The sequence below is a fragment of the Actinacidiphila glaucinigra genome (assembly GCF_035918135.1).
GTDB lineage: Bacteria > Actinomycetota > Actinomycetes > Streptomycetales > Streptomycetaceae > Actinacidiphila > Actinacidiphila glaucinigra.
On the sequence record NZ_CP109144.1, the window covers coordinates 4,767,528 to 4,785,441 of the forward strand.

Below are 17,914 nucleotides of genomic sequence, written 5' to 3' on the forward strand. Positions count from 1 at the left end.
GTTGGGGGTATGTCTCCCTCGCCCCGGCTCTTGGGCGGGGCGACGGTTCCCCGTAACGCGGACGTCGGCCGGGAGCGCGAGCCTGGGTGGATGGATGCCACCGGGCTGGCGCGTTCCCTGCTGGAACCCGTTCCGGCCCACCGGACCGCCGGGATCCAGGTGCTTCGGGCCGTGGACTGCGCCGCCGAGGTGGCGTTGGACACCCCGTACGGGCTGACCAACGTGATCGGCAGCCTGCACTCCAGCGGGCTGATCGCCCTGCTGGACGCGGCGGGACTGGCCGCGGTGGTCGCCGCGGTCGAGGTCCCGGGGGAGTTCGACGGCGTGGTGCCGCTCGGGGCCGCGGCGACGGTCGAGTTCCTCGCCCCCGCGCGTGGCCGGCTGGTGGCCTCCTGCGCGCTGGGCGCGCCCGCGCGGCGCGCGCTGCGGGAGGTGCTGTCCGGGGCCGGCGACCGCGCGCGGCTGGCGACGGTCGCGGAGATCAGGGACGCCACGGGTGCCGTGGTGTGCCGCGGCGGCTTCGCCTGGAGCGTCCGCCGGGTCTCCCGCGCCTGACCGGGAAACGCCCGGCGAACATCTGACGGCGGGACAGGGACGGCGCCGCCGGGGCGCGTTTCGCGCCGTACGGTGACCGCACTGCAGGAGGGACCAGCGGGGAGCGGGGCGAGAGGTGGGCGACTGGCTGAGCGCCGACAACGTGGTGGCGGTGCTGACCGCGCTGCTCGGTCTGGTGGTCTCCGTCGGCGTGGTCTGGTACGAGCGCCGCGTCCCGCGCCGCCGGCGCATCGGCTACCGCGTGCAGATGGACACGCCCATCGGCAGCGACGACCCCGACGGCGGGGGCGGCGGCCGCAGCGTGCGGATCGGGCTCTTCAACGACCTCCCCGACATGTCGGACGCCACGCTGGTCCTGATCCGCGTCGAGAACGACGGCGGCGAGGCCGTCACCGACTCCGACTACACCAACCGCGACCCCGACCGCGCGCTCACCGTCGTCTTCGCCGGCCGCACGGTGCGGGGCGTGGCCGTCACCGAGGCCGACGCCGGGCCGCTGATGGACCACTTCGCCCCGGCCGGGGACACCGGCGGCGTGCGGCACCAGGGCAACGTGATCCATCTGCCGCGCGTCCCCCTCAACCGGGGCCAGCACTTCAAGCTGCTCGTGCTCCTGACCGGCGGCCACATCGGCGGCGGGGTCCGGATCAGCGGGGGCATCCGCGACGGCGTGGTGGTCCCCAACAAGGCCATGCCGGTCGACTCCAAACCGCCGCTGTTCAGCCGGGCCGCCCGATGGCTCACCATCATGCTCACGCTCTGCGTGACCGTCCTGGCCGGCATCATCGTGGTGCGCGAGGACCCGCCGCCGCCCATCGGCTGCGCCACCGGACGGCTCACCGTCACCGGCTCCACGGCCTTCGCCCCGGTCGTGGACGAGCTCGCCCGCCGCTACGCCGCGGACTGCCCCGACACGCGGATCACGGTCGACGCGCACGGCAGCAACGAGGGCGTCCGCGAGCTGGCCGACGCCGGGTCCCCCGGCGTGGTCGCCCTCTCCGACGGCCCCAAACCGGACGGCAATCCCCGCCTGGACGAGAACCGCGTCGCCGTCTCCGCCTTCGCGCTGGTCGTCAACGACGACGTCCCCGTCAGGGACCTGACCGTCGACCAGATACGCCGCGTGTACAGCGGTTCCGTCGTCAACTGGAGCCAACTGGGCGGCCCCGACCTGCCCGTCCTCCTCGTGAGCCGCAACGCCGACTCCGGTACCCGCGACCTGTTCCGCCGGCACGTCCTCGGCGGCCACGGCGAGCCCGCGTTCACCTCACGCGACTGCCGCAACCGCAACTCCCCCGACGACAAGGTCATCCGCTGCGAGCTGGACAGCACCGACCAGGTCCTCAAGACCGTCGCCCGCCTCCCCGGCGCCATCGGCTACGGCGAGCTGCGCGCCGCCACCGCCTCCCCGGGCCTGCACACCCTGGCCGTCAACGGCCGCACGCCCACCCCGGCCGCCATCGGCGACCGCAGCTACCCCTTCACGGAGATCGAGTACGCCTACACCTACGACCGCCCCGCCACGGGCTCCCTCGCCGCGAGCTTCCTCACGTACATGATCCGCGGCGCCGGCCAGGACGTGGTCAGGTCCCACGGCCACCTCCCCTGCTACAGCCCCGAGGGCCTCGACCGCTGCCGCCCCTGACGGCGTACGCGAGATGTACCGGGGCCGGTCACACGGGGTTCGCCGGGGCGTGGGGCGGGGTGGCGGGGGGCGGCGTTACCGTGGGGTCAGACGTACGCGCGTTCGCGCGGACCCGGAGGTGAGAGGCGACATGACGACGCTCCCGCACCCCGCGGACCTGGATCTGCTCGCCGGGATGCAGGTCGACTACACCGACCAGGACGACCCCGTGCTGATCCGTCCTGACGGCTCCCCGGTCGAGACGTGGCGCGAGAACTATCCGTACGACTTCCGCATGGAGCGCAAGGAGTACGAGTGGCACAAGCGGCTCCAGCAGATAGAGCTGCTGAAGCTGCAGAGCTGGATCAAGGAGACCGGCCGGCGGCTGGTGATCGTCTTCGAGGGGCGTGACGCGGCCGGCAAGGGCGGGACGATCAAGCGCTTCACCGAGCACCTGAACCCGCGCGGGGCGCGGGTGGTGGCACTGGAGAAGCCGACCGAGCGCGAGCGCGGGCAGTGGTACTTCCAGCGGTACGTGGAGCATCTGCCGACCGCGGGGGAGATCGTGCTCTTCGACCGGTCCTGGTACAACCGGGCCGGCGTGGAGCGGGTCATGGGCTTCTGCACGGAGGACGAGTACCAGCGGTTCATGCGGCAGGCGCCCGCGTTCGAGCGGATGCTCGTGGACGACGGCGTCGACCTGGTGAAGTTCTGGTTCTCCGTGTCGCGCGACGAGCAGCGCACCCGCTTCACGATCCGCCAGGTGGACCCGGTGCGGCAGTGGAAGCTCAGCCCGATGGACCTGGCGTCCCTGGACCGGTGGGACGACTACACCGATGCCAAGGTCACGATGTTCCGGGAGACCGACACCGAGCAGGCGCCCTGGACGGTCGTGAAGAGCAACGACAAGAAGCGGGCCCGCGTGGAGGCGATGCGCAGCGTGCTGGGCCGCTTCGACTACGGGGACAAGGACGAGGAGGTCGTGGGCGTGCCCGACCCGAGGATCGTCGGCGCCGCCGCGAACCTGCTCGAGGCCGGCGAGGCCTGAGCATTACCCCCGGAGTGGACGATCCGTCCACCCCGGACCCCCGATCGGGACGAATCGTCCTCCGAACGCGGCCGGGGCCGCCCCGGTGTACCCGGGGCGGCCCCGGCCGCTTCCTCGGCCTACTTGGTGAAGTACATGTACTTCCAGGAGCCGTGGGTCGTGGTGTTCACGGAGTCGCCCGAGGAGCCCTTGACGTACGAGGACCGCATGCGGGCGCGGATGCCGGACTCGCCGGGGGCCTCCAGCTGCACGGCCGACTTCCCGTTGGTGGCGAGCCTGAAGTACTCGCTGCCGCCGTCGTACCACTTGCCCTGGTAGTAGACCTGCAGCTCGAACCGCTGCGCGCGGTTCTTGTAGTAGCTCATGCTCGTGGTGAACACCGGGTCGGTGTTCCTGTGGAACCAGTAGTACGTGGTCGAGCCGATCTTGCCCGTCTTGTAGTGCCGGTTGACGGACGTGGAGACCTTGATCTGGGTGCCGACCGAGCGGGACACGGACTTCGGTGCCGAGTAGAAGTCGCCGCCGAACGACGCCCAGAAGGTGGTGTTCCGGTAGAGCTTGTAGGTCACCTTGAAGTCGCCGGAACGGTTGACCGTGCCGGTCTTCACCAGCTTCTTCGTGCCGTCCGCGGCCTTGGCGTAGATCGACACCACGCGGCTCTTGCCGGTCTTGCCGAGGTGGCCGGTGACGGTGGCCGTCGAACCCCATGAGTAGGTCGAGTGGTTGGTCTTGATGCTGACCGAAGTGGCCGCGCGGGAGACCGAGACCGTGTCCTTGCCCAGGGCGGCGGTGTGCGTGGTGTCGCCCGAGTAGTGCACGGAGTAGGTGACGCTGCCGCCCGTGTACGGGGTGTCCGTGAAGCTGAACGTCCCGTTGGAGGCGACCGTCTTGCTGCCGAGCGACTTGCCCTTGGGGGTGGTGAGGTCGATCCGGGTGACCGTGACCTTGGTCCCGGCCGGGAAGGACGCCGCGGCCGTGAGCTTGCCGGTGACCGTGATCTTCGTGGCCCGCTTGGCGGTGGCGGGGGCGTTCACGGTGAGCGTGGTGGCGGCCCGGGTGACGTTGACGGTCCTCCTGGCGGTGGCGGCGGCGTGGGTCGCGTCGCCCGCGTAGCTGACCGTGTAGGTGTTGTTGCCCTGGACAGCGGGCGTGTCCTTGAGCTGGAAGATGTTGTACTCGCCGATGGTCGCGGTACCCAGCGGGGTGCCGGTCCCTCCGTGGCTGTCGGTGCGGGTGATGGTGACCGTGGTACCCGGCGCGTAGTCCTCGGTCGAGCCGAGGGAGCCGCTGATCGTGACCTCGGCGCCGGGCAGGGCCGTCGCCGGGGCGGACACGTTGAGGGTGGTCGAGGCCCGGGCGACGGTGACGGTGCCCGTTGCGGCGGTGGCGGCGTGGGTCGCGTCGCCGGCGTAGCTGACCCAGTAGGTGTTGACGCCCTGGCCGGCCGGGGTGTCCTTGAGCTGGAAGGTGCCGTCCTCGGCGACGGCCGCGGTGCCCAGCGGGGTGCCGGCCGTGTCGGCCGGGTCCGTGCGGGTGATGGTGACCTCGGTGCCGGCCGCGAAGGGCTCGGCCGAGCCGAGGGTGCCGGTGACCGTGACCTCGGCGCCGGGCACGGCCGTCGCGGGGACGCTCACGGTGAGCGTGGTCGCGGCCTGGGCCGGGTCGTCCAGGGCGTGCAGCGTGGGCTGCGCCTCGGAGGAGGTGGCCGACGGGGCGGCGTTGTCGGCCGCGGCCGGCGTTGCCGTGACCCCGAGCAGGGATGCGGTGGCGAGCAGGACGGACAGAGCCGTCCCGCCCGCGAGGTGGCGGGTGCGCAAGCTGGTTCCCCCCAGGCAGGCGTGGGTGGCCGGACGTCTTCCGGCGAGACATGGGTGCGCCGCGGGGCGCGGACCCCGACAGTGGGTCCGCGCGCCTTCGTCGGCGATCAGGCGGAACGCTACGTCATGCCTCTGACAGCGGGCCACCGCAATTGCGGCCGCTGCCGATCCGTTACCGGCGCTTCGCCCGGTGGTGGGGATACCGTGCCTGATTCGATGCCTGACGCACTACAACCTTCTTGCCGGGTGGGGGTGTTCAGCCGCTCGTGACCCGCACGGTGACCGTCCATTCCCGCAGTCCCAGGCAGGCCACCTGGTCCGGGGCGGTGGGTGACGCGCACAGCGGCTGGGTGGAGGTGAGCCGCGCCGTGCCGGGGGCGGTGGCGCGGTAGGCGGCGATGGTGTCGCCGCGGGGGGCGCCGATGCCCGCGTTGGTGGGGGTGAGGGCGCTGCCCTCGCTGGTCACGGGGGACCACGGGCGGTCGGGCGTGCCGTCGAGGGTGACGCGGACCGTGCCGCCGGCGGTGAGGCAGACGGTGCGGCCGGTGTCCTCGGCGGTGAGCGCCGCCTCGGCCGCGCAGGCCCCTCCCGTACCGGTGCCGGTCCCCGTACCGGCGCTGCCGGTGCCGCTCGGGGAACTGCTGGGGCTGCCGTCCGCGGGGCCGCCGGACTGAGTGCCGCAGCCGGTCAGCAGGATTGCGGTCGCCGCGACGGCCGCGGCTGTCGTATGACGCATGGATGGCCTCCTTTCCGCTTTGACGTGTCACAGACGCAAATGGGTCCCTGGGGTGCCGGCGGTGGTTGCGGCGGCGGTGGTTGCGCAGGCGGCGGCACCCGTCAGGGCGCACCTACCCGCGGTACGGGCCCTCGATCACGCCCCGGCGGACGCCGGGCCGCACCTGCCGGAGTCCGACGGTGACCGCGGCCTGCACTCGGCGGGGCCAGCGGGCCTGGCGACGGTGTCCACGCTGTCGGTGCGCCGCGACGGACCCGGACCGGCACGGGGGTGGCGGGTGTCTGTCGTCGCAGTCCGTTCCACCGGCCTCGGCCGGGGGAGCCGATGCGACCGCGTCCCCGGCCTCGGCCGGGGGAGCCGATGCGACCGCGTGCCCGGCCGGAACGCGGGGCCGCGCACCGCCGCACCGCCGGGTGGCGCGGTGCCGCCGGGCCACGGTGCGCGGGCGCGGGACCGGTGGGGCGTCGAACACGGTCAGGAGGCGGTTTCGCCGGGATCGCGCGCGTAGGACCATCCCGCACCCGCCGCTCCTTGACCTTGTCGCGACGTCAAGGTCTCTACTGGGCTCATGCGCATCGGAGAACTCGCCGCCCTCGCCGGGGTCACCACCCGCACCGTGCGGCACTACCACCGCATCGGGCTGCTGCCCGAGCCCGCGCGCCGGGTCAACGGCTACCGCGACTACGGCCTGCGCGACGCCGTCGAGCTCACCCGCATCCGGCGCCTGACGGAACTCGGCCTCGGCCTGGACGAGGTCAGGGACGTGCTCGCCGACGACGCGGGCAGGGAACTGCACGAGGTGCTGGCGGAACTCGACGCGGACCTCGCCCGGCAGGAGGAGGCCATCCGCTCGCGCCGGGCCCGCCTCGCCGAACTCCTCGAGCAGGCCGGAGCCGGCGGCGGACTGCCCGCCGAGGCACCGGTCTCCCCGGAACTGGCCGCGCTCTTCGCCGAGATGGCCCGTACCTCCGCGGAGCTGGCCGGGCCCGAGCCCACGATGGCCGTGAAGGAACGCGAGCTGCTCGCGCTGCTGGACACGGCGGCCACCCCCGAGGCCCGGAGCTGGCTCACCGGCCTGCAACGCTCCATGGGCTCCGACCCCGGCGCGATGCGCCGCGCCTACGAGGTGTACGCGCGGATGGACGAGCTGGCCGGGGCGGCCGTGGACGACCCGAGGGTCGCGGAGGTGGCCCGGGCGATCGCCGACTCCGTCCCGGACGAGGTCGCCGCGGCGATCGACGTCTCCGGTGAGGACCTCACGACGGCCGGCGGTGCGGAGGACGGCTTCATGGCAGCCTTCTTCGACGACCACGCCCCCGCCCAGGCCGAGGCCGTACGGCAGGCGATCCGGCTGATGCAGGAGCGTGCCCGGTGAGCCGCCGGGGGGCGTGGGCGCTGGGTGCCCTGGTGGCGGCCGAGGCGGTGCTCGCCGCGTGCCTGGTGGCGGGCGTGCCGGTGCCGGAGCCGGTGCTCTGGGGCGCGGAACTGTGCATGACCGCCGTCCTGCTGTGGCGGCTGCCGCGTGCGGTGCGGGCCCACCGGGACGCACGGCGGCGGGGCCTGACGCGCCGCGCCGCCGCGTGGTGGGCCCTGCGGGACAGCGTCCCGGCGCCCGCGCGGCGGCTGATCCGCCATGAACTCGCCCTGTCGGTGAGCCTGGTGCGCTGGATCGCCCGCCGGCCGCACGGGGTGGGGGAGGGCGCCGTGGCCGTCCCGTACACCGGGGCGCAGACGGCGACGATGTACGGCTTCCTCTTCGTCTCCGTCGTCGAGACGGTGGTGCTGGCGCTGGTCATCCCCTGGCCCGTGGTGCACGCCGTCACGCTCGTCCTCGACGTGTGGGGCTGCTTCTTCGTGCTGGCCATGCATGCCGCCTGCGTGGTGCGCCCGCACGTCGTCGGGGCGGACGGCTCGCTGCGGCTGCGGTACGGCGCCCTCGTCGACATCCGCGTGCCCGCCGGGCGGATCGCCGCGGCCCGGGTCGACCGGCGCTTCCCCGACGGACGGCTCGTCACGCTCGCCGGGGACGGCACCGTCGACCTGGTCGTCGGCGGCCAGACCACGGTCACCGTCGAACTGACCGAGCCCGTCACCTTCCTGCGCCCCCTCGGGGCGCCCGTGGAGGCCCGCGTCCTGCGGTTCCACGCCGACGACCCGCGCGCCGCCGTCGCGGCCCTGGGGGTGGGCGCGGTACCGGGGGCTCGGGTAACGTTGCCGTCCCCAGCAGTGGACGTACCGAGGAGGTGAGACCCATTACCGCCATGTCAGGTTGGGTGCTCTCCTCCGGCGGCCCCGCGCTCCGGACGACCTAGGCCGTCGAGAGCGCCCCGCGGCGCCCCGAAAGGCCTCCATGTCCTCCGCTTCACCCGCTTCCTCCGGACCCGCTTCCTCCGGCTCCCCTTCTTCCGGCTCTCTTCCCTCGGGCTCGTCTGCTTCCGGCCCGTCTTCCTTCGGCTCCCCTTCTTCCGGCTCCACCGCCATGCCCCTCGCCGTGTCCGTCGCGCCGGTCGTCTCCGTGCTGCGGGCGGCCGGCTGCGTCTTCGCCGAGGACGAGGCCCGGCTGCTCGTCTCCGCCGCCCGCACCCCCGGTGAGCTCGCCGCCATGGTGGAGCGCCGGGTGGCCGGCCTCCCGCTCGAACACGTCCTGGGCTGGGCCGAGTTCTGCGGCCTGCGGATCGCCGTCGGCCCCGGGGTCTTCGTCCCGCGGCGCCGTACGGAGTTCCTCGCCCGCGAGGCGGCGGCGCTCGGGCACGCCCTGGGCCGGCCCGGTGCCGTCGTCGTCGACCTGTGCTGCGGCTCCGGCGCGGTGGGCGCCGTCCTGGCCGCCACGCTCGACCGTCCCGTGCTGCACGCGGCCGACATCGACCCGTCGGCGGTCGCCTGCGCCCGCCGCAATCTCGCGGCGGCGGAGGGCGACGTCCACGTCCACGAGGGCGACCTCTACGACCCCCTTCCCGCGGGGCTGCGCGGCCGTGTCGACGTGCTGGTCGCGAACGTGCCGTACGTCCCCAGCGGCGCCGTCGCCCTCCTCCCCCCCGAGGCCCGCGACCACGAGCCCCGCGTCGCCCTCGACGGCGGCGCCGACGGCCTCGACGTCCTCCGCCGGGTCGCCGCCGCCGCGCCGGCGTGGCTCGCTCCGGGCGGGCGGCTCCTCTTCGAGACCGGCGAGGAGCAGGCCCCGGCCGCCGTCGCCGCGGTCGCCCGGGCCGGGCTGGAGGCGCGGGTGGCCGTGTCGGAGGAGCTGTACGCGACCGTCGTGATCGCCTCGGCCCCCACGGCGTAGCCGGCCGGGGCCCTGCGCGGCCGGTCCGCCCGCCCGATCCGCCCGCCGGGCCGGCCCGGCGACGCGACGGGCCGGAAATCCTCGCCGTGCGTGAATCCGCCGTTTCCCCGAGTGAACAGTCGCCCCGAAAAGTGACGCAGGCCACATGGCCTGCGTCACTCAATAGGCGATTTCTCCGGGTCTGCGTGTGACGTGGCCGATATGACGTGCGCCACTTTCACGGTCTCTTAGTAGACCGCGCCCCGGAATCCCCTTCCCACGCCTGAGCGGCGGGACTTTCGTCCCTGGTCCCACAACTAATCCCGTTAGTAACAGGGGTGCATTGACCTCGGGATTTAAGTCGGCCAACAATTCATGGCGTACCCCACGGAAGAGGAATTACTCGAATGCAGATCTCCGCTATGTCGAAGCTCAACCGCGTCGCCAAGGCCAAGAAGATCTCCCTCGGCTGCGCTGCCGCGAGCGTCGCCGTCGTCGCCGGTGGCGTGGCCATGGCCCCCACCGCCTCCGCCGCCACCACGGCGCAGTCGGGCTCCGTCAACACGTGGATCAACGAGTCCCTGCAGGTGATGCGCGCCAACGGCATCCCGGGCACGTACAACGGGATCTACAAGAACCTGATGCGCGAGTCCTCCGGAAATCCGAACGCCATCAACGGCTGGGACTCGAACGCCGCCAAGGGAATTCCCTCCAAGGGTCTGATGCAGGTGATCGACCCGACGTTCAAGGCCTACCACGTCCCCGGTACCTCGTGGAACATCTACGACCCGGTCGCGAACATCACCGCCGCCTGCAACTACGCGGCCCACGTCTACGGCACGATCGACAACGTCAACTCGGCGTACTGATCGCGCGCAGCGCATTCCCTGGGGACGCCCCCGGCAGCCACGGCTGCCCGGGGGCTTCCCCCTTTTCGCGTTCCCGCCATTCCGCGGCTTTTCCGGCCGCGCTTTCGCGCAGGACTTTCCCTCCCCGGGCCTGGACAGGCGAACGGTGCTGGTCCACGCTGTCCGACCATGACCGTCGCCCCTGACCGCCCGGCCGAGGCCGAGTCCCTGCACGCCGCCGCCGAGGACATAGCCGCCCTGCTCCGCGCGTGCCCGGACACCTCGGTGCCGATCCCCGGTGCCGAGTGGACGGTCGGCGAGGCCGCGGCACACCTGGTGCTCGCCGGCGAACTCATGGCAGTGCTGGCCGAGGGCCGCGAGCGGCCGTACGGCGACGGCACCCCCGGCAGCCTCGCCGCGGAGAACGCCGCCTCCCTGGCCGCCTTCCCCGAGCGCGACGGCCCGGTCCTGGCCGAGGGCATCGTGCGGCACGCCCGCGCGTTCACCGAAGCGGCCGCGGCGCGCGCGCCCGGGACGGCGGTGGTCACCCCGCTCGGCCCCATGGATCTGGCCACGCTCGGCTCGTACCTGCTCACCCACATGCTCGGCCACGGCTACGACATCGCGGTCGCCCTGCGCCGGCCCCACATGGTCGACCGCGAGCGGGTCGCCCGCTGCATGCCGTTCCTCAGGACGGCCATGCCCCGGGTCGTCGACGCGCGGGCGGCGGCCGGCTTCTCCGCCTGCTACGCGCTGCGCGTCCCCGGGATCGCCCGTTTCGCCGTGACCTTCACCGACGGCGCCGCCGACGTCACGGACGAGCCGCCCCGCCGCCCGGACTGCACCATCACCACCGAGCCGGTCACCTTCTTCCTGATCGCGCTCGGCCGCCGGGGCGCCACCGCCGCCATGGCCCGCGGCAGGATCGCCGCCTGGGGCCGCCGCCCCTGGCTCGCCCCCCGCTTCCCCACCCTCTTCACCGCGCCCTAAGGCCCCGCCGACTCCCCGTCCGGGCCCGGCCGGTCGCCGGGCAGGGTGTACGTCCAGCCCGGCTGCCAGACGAAGGGGGCCCGGAGGCTCTCCGCCAGTGGTACCCCGCCCAGCAGGCAGGCCAGGGCCCAGCGGTTGGCCGAGTGGGCGATCAGCAGGACGCGCCGGCCGTCCCACCGTCCGGCCAGGTCGTGCAGGAGCGCGTCCGTGGCGGCGAGCACCTGCCGGTAGCTCTGGCCGCCGCCGGGGAACGGCTCGTCGACGCGCCGCAGGCGCTGGGCCGCGACGAGCTCGGCCGGCCGGCCGTTCAGCGCGCCGTAGTCGCACTCGCGCAGCCGGGGGTCCCGGTGGACCGGGGGCCGCCCGTCCGGGAAGGCGAGGACCGCGGTCTCCACGGCGCGGTGCAGGTCGGAGGTGTACACCGCCGCGATGTCCTGGCCGCGGCGGCGTTCGCCCAGCTCCCGGGCCTGCCGGCGGCCCCGCTCCGACAGCCGTCCGGGCAGCCGTCCGGTGGCGATGCCCGCCTCGTTGTCGGTGGTCGTGGCGTGCGTCTCGTAGATCAGCTCCACTGCCATCGGGGCCTCCCCCGGGCCGGGTGCGTCAACGGGTGGCGGCGGCCCGGAAGGTGCGCCGGTAGGCCAGGGGGGAGACGCCGATGGCGGCGTGGAGGTGCTGCCGCAGCGAGGTCGCGGTGGCGAAGCCCACCTCGCCGGCGATGCGGTCCACCGGGAGGTCGCTGGACTCCAGCAGGTGCCGGGCCCGGCTGACCCGCTGCTGTATGAGCCACTTCCCCGGACTCGTGCCGACCTCGTCCCGGAAGCGCCGGGCGAAGGTCCGCAGGCTCATCCGCGCGTGGTCCGCGAGGTCGTTCAGGGTGAGCGGCAGGTCGAGGTGCTCCAGTGCCCACTGCCGTGTCGCCGCCGTCCCGGCGTCCGCGGTCTGCGGCACCGGCTGCTCGATGTACTGCGCCTGGCCGCCGTCCCGCCAGGGCGGTACGACGCAGCAGCGGGCCACGAAGTTGGCCACCGCGCTGCCGTGGTCCGCGCGCACCAGGTGCAGGCAGACGTCCACCCCGGAGGCGGCCCCGGCCGAGGTGAGGACGTCGCCGTCGTCGACGAAGAGCACGTCCGCGTCGAGCGCCACACCCGGGAACATCCGCCGGAAGCGGTCCGCCAGCGCCCAGTGGGTGGTGGCGGGGCGGCCGTCCAGGAGCCCCGCGGCCGCGAGCGCGAAGGCCGCCGTGCAGATGGAGACGATCCGGGTGCCCGGCCGGATCGTGCCGAGCGCGGCGGCGACCGGTGCGGGGAGCTCGGCGGTGATCCTCGCCTGGTCGTACGGCGGGATCACGACGGTGTCGGCGGTGGCCAGCACCTCGGGGCCGTTCTCGACGGCGACCGAGAAGTCGGAGTCCGTGCGCACGGGGCGCCCGTCGGCGGTGCAGGTCACCACCTCGTAGCGGTCCCCGGCGGAGCCGAAGACGCGGTTGGGGATGCCCAGCTCGAAGGGATAGACGCCGTCGAGGGCGAGGACGACCACACGATGCATGGCACGATCTTATCGGATGATGGCAATCAGGCCATTTTCCCTCGCACCGCCGGTCGGCAGGCTGGAGCGCATGAACGACACGACCCCTCGCACCATGCGCGCGATCACCCAGGACGTGCTCGGCGGCCCCGAGGTCCTGCGGGAGGCGGAGCTGGAGCGCCCCACCCCCGGCGTCGGGCAGCTGCTCGTCCGCGTCCACGCCGCCGGGCTCAACCCGACCGACACCAAGCACCGGCAGACCGGGCTCTTCCTCGGCGGCCCGCCGCCCGTCCTCGGCTGGGACGTCTCCGGCGTCGTCGAGGAGGCCGGGCTGGGAGTGGCCCTCTTCCGGCCCGGCGACGAGGTGTTCGGCATGCTCCCCTACCCGCACGGCGTGGGCTCCCACGCCGAGTACGTCACCGGTCCCGCCCGCGCCTTCGCCCGGAAGCCGTCCGGCATGAGCCACGTGGAGGCCGCCGCGGTCCCGCTGGTCGCGCTCACCGCCTGGCAGGCCCTCGTCGACGTCGCCGCGGTCCGCCCCGGGCAGCGCGTGCTCGTCCACGCGGCCGCGGGAGGCGTCGGTCACGTCGCGGTCCAGATCGCCAAGTCCCGCGGCGCGTATGTCATCGGCACCGCGAGCGCCGCCAAGCACGACTTCCTGCGCGGCCTCGGCGCCGACGAACTGGTCGACTACCGCACGACCGACTACGCCGAGGCCGTCCGCGACGTGGACGTCGTCCTCGACCCCCTCGGCGGTGCCGAGTCGCTCCGCTCCCTGCGCACCCTGCGCGAGGGCGGGTTGCTCGTCACCATCCTCCCGATCGGCCTGCCCGAACTCCTCGCGGAGGCCGACCGCCTGGGCGTGCGCGCCACCGGCATGATCGTCGAGGCCGACCACGCCGGCATGACCGCGGTCGCCCGCCTGGTCGAGGAGGGCGCCCTGCGCGTCACGGTCGCCGGCACCTTCCCGCTGTCCGAGGCCGCCAAGGCGCACACCTCGCTGGAGACCGGGCGGACGACGGGCAAGCTGGTCCTCACCGTGCGCTGAGGGCCGCGACGAGGGCGGGCCGTACGGGCGCCGGGGCAGGGCTCGACAGCTCCACCGCTGAGCTTCCCGGTGCCCGTACGGCCCGACAACGGGGGCGCGCCGGTTAATCGCCCCGATCGTCAACTCCCGGTTGACGGTCGACCATCGTCAACCTATCGTTGACGCATGACGCAGCAGATCCGGCTCGACGACCTGATCGAAGCCATCAAGAAGGCCCACCCCGACGCCCTCGACCAGCTCTCGGACGCCGTCATCGCCGCCGAGCACCTGGACGAGGTCGCCGACCACCTCATCGGACACTTCGTCGACCAGGCCCGGCGGTCCGGCGCCTCCTGGACCGACATCGGCAAGAGCATGGGCGTGACCAAGCAGGCCGCCCAGAAGCGCTTCGTCCCCAAGGACCCCGGCGGCTTCCCCGACCTCGATCCCTCGCAGGGCTTCTCGCGCTTCACCCCGCGGGCCCGCAAGGTCGTCATGGTCGCCCACAGCGAGGCCAAGGCCGCGGCCAACCCCGAGGTCCGCCCCGAGCACCTCGCCCTCGGGCTGCTGAGCGAGCCCGACGCCCTCGCCGCCCGCGCCATGACGGCCCAGGGCGTCACCCCCGACGCCGCCCGCACCGCCCTCACCGCGGCCCTCCCCGAGGCCGTGTCCGAGGTTCCCGAACTCATCCCGTACGACCTCGCCTCCCGCAAGGTCCTCGAACTCACCTTCCGCGAGGCCCTCCGCCTGGGCCACAACTACATCGGCACCGAGCACCTCCTCCTCGCCCTCCTCGAACTGGAGGCGGGTGACGGCCCGCTGACCTCCCTCGGCCTCGGCAAGGCCACCACCGAGAGCCACGTCGCCGCGGCGCTCGCCGAGATCGCGGGCGGCACGCACGCGGAGGAGTGAGCGCCGTCCCGGGTGGGGCGTGGTTCGATGAGGGGCCATCACGGCCCCACCCGGGAGGAACGGAACCCTGAACACCACGATCGCGGAGGCGCTGTCCGTCGCGCTGCTGCTCCTCGTGCTCGCCGGGGCGGTGATCCGGCCGTTCGGGCTTCCGGAGGCGGTGCTCGCCGTGCCGGCGGCGGCGGTTGCCGTGGGGAGCGGGGCGATCCCGCTGGAGCACGCGCGGGAGGAGGCGGCGCGGCTGGGGCCGGTGATCGGGTTCCTGGCGGCGGTGCTGGTGCTGGCGCGGCTCTGCGACGAGGAGGGGCTGTTCCGGGCCGGCGGGGCGTGGATGGCCCGGGTGGCCGCGGGGCGGCCGCGGCGGTTGCTCGGTGCGGTGTTCGTGCTGGCGTCGGCGGTGACGGCGGTGCTGAGCCTGGACGCGACGGTGGTGCTGCTCACCCCGGTGGTGTTCGCGACCGCCGCCCGCCTGGGGGTGCGGCCGAAACCGCACGTGTACGCCTGCACGCACCTGTCCAACTCCGCCTCGCTGCTGCTGCCGGTGTCCAACCTGACGAACCTGCTGGCGTTCGCGGCCAGCGGGCTGAGCTTCACCCGCTTCGCCGGGCTGATGGTGCTGCCGTGGCTGGTCGCGATCGCCGTGGAGTACGTCGTCTTCCGCCGCTGGTTCCGCGGCGACCTGGCGGCCGCCGTCCCCGTCCCGGACGGTGCCGGCACGCCGCCGCTGCCGGTGTTCGCGCTGGTCACGGTGGTCTGCACGCTGGCGGGCTTCGTCGTCACCCCGGCGCTCGGGATCGATCCCGCGTGGGCGGCGGCGGCCGGGGCGCTGGTGCTGGCCGTACGGGCGGTGGCGCGGCGGCGGATGACGGTGCGCGCCGTGGCGGGGGCGGCCGGGGTGCCGTTCCTGGCGTTCGTGCTGGCGCTGGGCGTGGTGGTCCGGGCGGTGGTCGACAACGGGCTCGCCGACGTGCTGGGCCGGATCGTGCCCGGGGGCACCGGGCTGCCCGCACTGCTCGGCGTCGCGGCGCTCGCCGCCGTCCTGGCCAACCTGATCAACAACCTGCCCGCCGTGCTGGTCCTGCTGCCGCTGACCGCCCCTGCCGGGCCGGGCGCCGTCCTCGCCGTCCTGCTCGGGGTGAACATCGGCCCCAACCTGACCTACGCGGGCTCTCTGGCCACCCTGCTGTGGCGGCGTATCGTGCACCAGCACGAACACGACGTGGACCTGAAGGAGTTCACCGTCCTCGGCCTGCTCACCGTGCCTGCGGCGCTGGGCCTGGCGGTGGTGGCACTGTGGGGTTCGCTGTACGTCCTCGGAGGGTGATGTCCGTGATCGTGACCGCCTGGATCGCCGAAGGAACCTGGCCCGCCTGCGTCGACGCCGTCCGCGTCCACGCGCCCGAGGCCGCCGACGTCGTCCTGCTGCACGTCAGCGGCCCCGACGTGCCCGGTCTGGCGCACGCCGCCTACGCCGGTCTGCTGGGCCGCGGGCACCCCGAGCACGATCCGGGCACCCGCCTGGAGGATCTCGGCGCGGACTCCGCGGGACGGCTGCTGGACGCCGCGGCCCGGAGGCTGGGCCGCCCGTGCCGCCGGGAGGAGCGGTCCGGGCGGGTGGAGCGGGAGGTGGTCGCCGCCGCGGCCGGCACCGATCTGCTGGTGATGGCCCGCGACGGCGACCTCGCGCGGCTCGGGCCGCGGAGCCTGGGCCCGGCGGCGCGCTTCGTCGTGGACCACGCGCCCTGCCCGGTCCTGCTGGTGTGGCCCGCGGCCGCGCCGGACGTGGCGACGCTCCCGCCGCCCCCGCCCCGCTGACCCGGTCTCAGCCCGCGTCACCGGGCAGCTGCCTGACGCCGTCGACGGTGGCGCGGGTCAGCACCGCGTTGGTGAAGACGACCGTGCCGGGCGGCACGACCCCGTCGGGGTCCCGCTCGGCCTGGACGGTGCGCTCGCCGAGGAAGACGTGGGTCTTCCGGTCGAAGATCCACTCGGTGCGCTCTCCGGTGGCCTCCTCCAGCCGTGCCACCGCGACCCCGTGCCGCCCGGTGGCGTCCACGGCGTCGTCCACGGCGACCACGCCGGGGATCTCGGCGGCGGCCTTGTAGAGGGCGGTGGTCAGCTCGGCCGGCGGGCAGCTCTCGATCAGCAGGTCGCCGATGGTGGTGAAGGCCTGGTGATCGGGGTCGTTGCCCATGCCCTTCGTCTCCTTGTAGATCTTGGCCAGGAGCACGTCGGGGTCGGTGGGCAGGGTGGTGAGGTAGTCGTAGCTCGGCGCGTTCAGGGTCGGCTCGGGCTCGTTGCCGTGCTCGTCGGTGCCCGCGAGGGTCCTGCCCTCCGGGCCGGTGGTGCCGGGCTCGATCAGCCATCCGTCCCTGCCGTCGCGGGACTCCCAGGACTGGCGCCGGTGCAGCGGCGTGCCGGCCAGGCTGGTCGTGCCGTGCACGTGCCGGACGACGATGCCGGCCGACTTCGACTCGATGTAGATGTACTGGCCGTCGCGCACCGGCGCGGCCGGTGCCTCGGCGGCGGCCAGCGAGACGGCGTTCAGCAGGCGGGCGGCGCCCTCGGGGTCCGCGGTGCCGAGGCGGGTGGTCATGGCGGGGCCGGCGGCGGAGGTGCCGGGGCCGCCGCCCGTGCCGGTGTCCTCCGCGCCGCCGAACACGAACAGGCCCGTCGCCAGGGCCCCGGCCAGCACGCCCGCGGTCAGCGGGACGAGGACCATGCGGCGCAGGAAGGGGTTGCGGCGCGCGGCCGGGCGGGTGGCGACGGTGGCGTGCGGGTCGGGGCTCGCGGCGAGGTCCTCGTGGATCCGGGTCATCAGACGCTCCTTGTGCAACTGGTGACGGTCCGCCGGCAGATCCCGCTCCACGCGCGGCAGGAGACGGGGGGTCTCCTCCCATTCCGAGGGATGGGCGTTCATCGGATTCCTTCCTGTGCGGGCCGGACCGCGTTCGCGCGGTCCCCTTCTGTCTGTCGGCGGCGGTCGGCGGGTTCCGTCTCCGCGTCGGCGAGTTTGCGCAGTCTCGTACGGGCCCGGGACAGCCGGGAGCGCACGGTGCCGACCGGGATGCCGAGGGCCTCGGCGGCCTCGGTGTACTCCAGGCCCTCCCACAGGCACAGCGTCAGCACCTCGCGCTCGGGGCGGCGCAGCCGGGCGAGGGCGGTGAGCACGGCCGCGAGGCGGCGCCGGTCGTCGACCCGGCCGGCCACGAGGTCGGCGTGGTCCGGCACTTCGAGCGCGGCGGTCCCGGCCTGGGCGCCGGCGGCGACCGCCGCCCGGTAGCGGCGGTTGCCGCGGCAGTGGTTGCGCGCGATGTTGGTGGCGATACCGAGCAGCCACGGCCGCAGCGAGCCCCCTTCGGGGTCGACGCGGTCCCGCAGTCGCCAGGCCTCAAGGAAGGTGGCCGACATGACGTCCTCGGCGACCGACCAGTCGGCGGTCAGTCGGAAGGCGTGGTTGTAGACGGTGCGGGCGTACGCGTCGAACAGCTCGGCGAAGGCGGCGGGGTCCCCGTCCCGTACGCGGGTTCGTACATCAGTGGTCACCTCTGTGGGCTGTCCGTCCGTCCCC

18 protein-coding genes are annotated in these 17,914 nt (G+C 74.0%); 12 read left to right on the forward strand and 6 right to left on the reverse strand.

What is annotated here, in order from left to right:
• The first annotated feature begins 90 nt into the window (after positions 1-90).
• The 3 genes from OIE69_RS21340 to ppk2 all read left to right on the forward strand — a co-directional run bounded on the left by OIE69_RS21340 (position 91) and on the right by ppk2 (position 3,227).
• Positions 91-555 carry a DUF4442 domain-containing protein gene (locus OIE69_RS21340; protein WP_326573908.1) on the forward strand — a complete coding sequence of 155 codons (465 nt, stop codon included), beginning with the start codon at positions 91-93 and terminating at the stop codon, positions 553-555.
• A gap of 115 nt (positions 556-670) precedes the next feature.
• Positions 671-2,200, forward strand: coding sequence for a PstS family phosphate ABC transporter substrate-binding protein (locus OIE69_RS21345; protein WP_326573910.1), 1,530 nt, complete (start codon positions 671-673; stop codon positions 2,198-2,200).
• 130 nt (positions 2,201-2,330) lie between these two features.
• The gene (gene ppk2, locus OIE69_RS21350; protein ID WP_326573913.1) at positions 2,331-3,227 is read left to right on the forward strand and encodes a polyphosphate kinase 2; all 897 of its coding nucleotides are present in this window, start codon (positions 2,331-2,333) and stop codon (positions 3,225-3,227) included.
• Positions 3,228-3,346: 119 nt separating this feature from the next.
• On the opposite strand, the gene OIE69_RS21355 is transcribed toward ppk2, so the two are convergent.
• Positions 3,347-5,044 (reverse strand): Ig-like domain repeat protein, encoded by a 1,698-nt coding sequence (locus OIE69_RS21355; protein WP_326573914.1) that lies wholly within the window; start codon positions 5,042-5,044, stop codon positions 3,347-3,349.
• 256 nt (positions 5,045-5,300) lie between these two features.
• Positions 5,301-5,780 carry a hypothetical protein gene (locus OIE69_RS21360; protein ID WP_326573916.1) on the reverse strand — a complete coding sequence of 160 codons (480 nt, stop codon included), beginning with the start codon at positions 5,778-5,780 and terminating at the stop codon, positions 5,301-5,303.
• Positions 5,781-6,348: 568 nt separating this feature from the next.
• Here OIE69_RS21360 and OIE69_RS21365 point away from each other — a divergent pair.
• The 5 genes from OIE69_RS21365 (at position 6,349) to OIE69_RS21385 (ending at position 10,880) form a co-directional block, all read left to right on the forward strand.
• The gene (locus tag OIE69_RS21365; RefSeq protein WP_326573918.1) at positions 6,349-7,155 is read left to right on the forward strand and encodes a MerR family transcriptional regulator; all 807 of its coding nucleotides are present in this window, start codon (positions 6,349-6,351) and stop codon (positions 7,153-7,155) included.
• Positions 7,152-8,027, forward strand: a complete 876-nt coding sequence (locus tag OIE69_RS21370) for a hypothetical protein (protein WP_326573920.1) — start codon at positions 7,152-7,154, stop codon at positions 8,025-8,027. The genes OIE69_RS21365 and OIE69_RS21370 overlap by 4 nt, the downstream gene beginning before the upstream one ends.
• A gap of 232 nt (positions 8,028-8,259) precedes the next feature.
• On the forward strand, positions 8,260-9,063 hold the full coding sequence (locus OIE69_RS21375; RefSeq protein WP_326573922.1) for a putative protein N(5)-glutamine methyltransferase: 804 nt from the start codon (positions 8,260-8,262) through the stop codon (positions 9,061-9,063).
• Between the two features lie 386 nt (positions 9,064-9,449).
• A complete protein-coding gene (locus tag OIE69_RS21380) occupies positions 9,450-9,911 on the forward strand; it encodes a transglycosylase SLT domain-containing protein (RefSeq protein WP_326573924.1) in 462 nt (153 codons plus the stop codon).
• A gap of 168 nt (positions 9,912-10,079) precedes the next feature.
• On the forward strand, positions 10,080-10,880 hold the full coding sequence (locus OIE69_RS21385) for a maleylpyruvate isomerase family mycothiol-dependent enzyme (protein ID WP_326573926.1): 801 nt from the start codon (positions 10,080-10,082) through the stop codon (positions 10,878-10,880).
• On the opposite strand, the gene OIE69_RS21390 is transcribed toward OIE69_RS21385, so the two are convergent.
• Both OIE69_RS21390 and OIE69_RS21395 read right to left on the reverse strand, forming a co-directional pair.
• Entirely contained in the window at positions 10,877-11,455 is a 579-nt protein-coding gene (locus OIE69_RS21390; protein ID WP_326573928.1) for a histidine phosphatase family protein, read from the reverse strand. The two genes, OIE69_RS21385 and OIE69_RS21390, sit on opposite strands and share 4 nt — an antisense overlap.
• A gap of 25 nt (positions 11,456-11,480) precedes the next feature.
• Positions 11,481-12,425: a GlxA family transcriptional regulator gene (locus tag OIE69_RS21395; RefSeq protein ID WP_326573930.1), complete on the reverse strand. Its 945-nt coding sequence runs from the start codon at positions 12,423-12,425 to the stop codon at positions 11,481-11,483.
• Between the two features lie 70 nt (positions 12,426-12,495).
• Here OIE69_RS21395 and OIE69_RS21400 point away from each other — a divergent pair, with 70 nt between their 5' ends.
• From OIE69_RS21400 to OIE69_RS21415, 4 genes are all read left to right on the forward strand, one after another.
• Entirely contained in the window at positions 12,496-13,452 is a 957-nt protein-coding gene (locus OIE69_RS21400) for an NADP-dependent oxidoreductase (protein ID WP_326573931.1), read from the forward strand.
• A gap of 165 nt (positions 13,453-13,617) precedes the next feature.
• The gene (locus OIE69_RS21405) at positions 13,618-14,343 is read left to right on the forward strand and encodes a Clp protease N-terminal domain-containing protein (RefSeq protein WP_326573933.1); all 726 of its coding nucleotides are present in this window, start codon (positions 13,618-13,620) and stop codon (positions 14,341-14,343) included.
• 67 nt (positions 14,344-14,410) lie between these two features.
• Positions 14,411-15,667, forward strand: a complete 1,257-nt coding sequence (locus OIE69_RS21410) for an SLC13 family permease (RefSeq protein WP_326581318.1) — start codon at positions 14,411-14,413, stop codon at positions 15,665-15,667.
• A 5-nt stretch (positions 15,668-15,672) separates the two neighbouring features.
• Positions 15,673-16,158 (forward strand): universal stress protein, encoded by a 486-nt coding sequence (locus OIE69_RS21415; protein ID WP_392567547.1) that lies wholly within the window; start codon positions 15,673-15,675, stop codon positions 16,156-16,158.
• Between the two features lie 7 nt (positions 16,159-16,165).
• Here OIE69_RS21415 and OIE69_RS21420 read toward each other — a convergent pair whose 3' ends face one another.
• The gene (locus OIE69_RS21420; protein ID WP_326573937.1) at positions 16,166-17,263 is read right to left on the reverse strand and encodes a CU044_5270 family protein; all 1,098 of its coding nucleotides are present in this window, start codon (positions 17,261-17,263) and stop codon (positions 16,166-16,168) included.
• Positions 17,260-17,889 (reverse strand): RNA polymerase sigma factor, encoded by a 630-nt coding sequence (locus OIE69_RS21425; protein ID WP_326573939.1) that lies wholly within the window; start codon positions 17,887-17,889, stop codon positions 17,260-17,262. Before OIE69_RS21425 ends, OIE69_RS21420 begins: the two co-directional genes overlap by 4 nt.
• Positions 17,890-17,914: the final 25 nt, after the last annotated feature.

Coding starts and splice junctions, on each gene's coding strand:
- OIE69_RS21405 (WP_326573933.1), top strand. CDS start 13,618: ATGACGCAGCAGATCCGGCTCGACGACCTGATCGAAGCCATCAAGAAG.
- OIE69_RS21365 (WP_326573918.1), top strand. CDS start 6,349: ATGCGCATCGGAGAACTCGCCGCCCTCGCCGGGGTCACCACCCGCACC.
- OIE69_RS21385 (WP_326573926.1), top strand. CDS start 10,080: ATGACCGTCGCCCCTGACCGCCCGGCCGAGGCCGAGTCCCTGCACGCC.
- OIE69_RS21395 (WP_326573930.1), bottom strand. CDS start 12,425: ATGCATCGTGTGGTCGTCCTCGCCCTCGACGGCGTCTATCCCTTCGAG.
- OIE69_RS21420 (WP_326573937.1), bottom strand. CDS start 17,263: ATGAACGCCCATCCCTCGGAATGGGAGGAGACCCCCCGTCTCCTGCCG.
- ppk2 (WP_326573913.1), top strand. CDS start 2,331: ATGACGACGCTCCCGCACCCCGCGGACCTGGATCTGCTCGCCGGGATG.
- OIE69_RS21380 (WP_326573924.1), top strand. CDS start 9,450: ATGCAGATCTCCGCTATGTCGAAGCTCAACCGCGTCGCCAAGGCCAAG.
- OIE69_RS21400 (WP_326573931.1), top strand. CDS start 12,496: ATGAACGACACGACCCCTCGCACCATGCGCGCGATCACCCAGGACGTG.
- OIE69_RS21360 (WP_326573916.1), bottom strand. CDS start 5,780: ATGCGTCATACGACAGCCGCGGCCGTCGCGGCGACCGCAATCCTGCTG.
- OIE69_RS21340 (WP_326573908.1), top strand. CDS start 91: ATGGATGCCACCGGGCTGGCGCGTTCCCTGCTGGAACCCGTTCCGGCC.
- OIE69_RS21390 (WP_326573928.1), bottom strand. CDS start 11,455: ATGGCAGTGGAGCTGATCTACGAGACGCACGCCACGACCACCGACAAC.
- OIE69_RS21375 (WP_326573922.1), top strand. CDS start 8,260: ATGCCCCTCGCCGTGTCCGTCGCGCCGGTCGTCTCCGTGCTGCGGGCG.